Source organism: Psychrobacter sp. A3, from assembly GCF_028823565.1.
Taxonomy (GTDB): domain Bacteria; phylum Pseudomonadota; class Gammaproteobacteria; order Pseudomonadales; family Moraxellaceae; genus Psychrobacter; species Psychrobacter celer.
Map to the genome: position 1 here is coordinate 1 of NZ_JAPEHS010000162.1, position 969 is coordinate 969.

General features: G+C 48.1%; 1 protein-coding gene. It reads right to left on the reverse strand.

Translation table 11 applies throughout. The features are described 5' to 3' along the window. Positions 1-193 precede the first annotated feature (193 nt). A partial coding sequence (locus tag NK638_RS12285) for a cation:proton antiporter (protein WP_274633233.1) occupies positions 194-969 on the reverse strand: 776 nt, incomplete at its 5' end.

The following is a 969-nucleotide window of genomic DNA, read 5'->3' on the forward strand; positions in this document are numbered from 1 at the left end:
TCAAGTCGCTCAATGAAACGTTGTTTTTCTTGGGTGCTGTGCCTACGCCGACAGATGCTACGAAAAACAACTTTTCCTCTCAAGGTATCGTTTTTATATCGGGTTGACTGTACAGTAGACCAGCATAGCAATAAATGCTTATGCTGGTCTTTTTTTATGATGATAATAGAGGGACAAACGACTTTTAAGCGAATTATAGCGTGGTGGCCTGTTTATCAGGCGCAATGCTTTTTGCGACCTTACCAACGCTCAAGCCTTGTACCAAGATAGAGAAGATGACCACCGCATACGTGAGCGCCAGTAAAATATCACGCTCTGCGCCCGTTGGTAGCTGCAGCACCAGTGCCACCGAGATGCCGCCGCGCAGTCCGCCCCATGTCAGTACTTTCCACGCTCCAGTTGGCAAGTCAAGCTGCCGCTGAAGGGTCTTTGTGGTCATACCGACAACGATAAAACGGGCAAGCAAGGCAATAACAATCGTCAAACCTGCAGCGATAAATAAATTGCCAGAATATGCAATCATCACTACCTCAAGTCCAATTAAGACAAATAAAATCGCATTGAGAATCTCATCGATCAGCTCCCAAAATAGATCAATATAGTGTCGTGTTTTGTCACTCATCGCCAGTGCTCGTCCGCGATTACCAACCATCAGTCCCATCATGACCATGGCCAGTGGCCCTGAGAGATGCCAATGACTGGCCAGCGCATAGCCGCCGATCACCCCCGCCAGCGTCAATAGCACCTCTTCTTGATAACTATCAATGCTCTTTAGCATATAGTACAAAATCGCCCCAAGCACCAGACCAAACACAATGCCGCCGCCTGCCTCAACGGCCAAGGTATGGGCCACATAGTTGGCTGTTGGGATATCGCCGCTGGATAAAATACCAAGTAGCAGGACAAAAATAACGACGCCGATACCATCATTAAACAACGACTCGCCTGCGATGACGGTCTCTAAGCTTT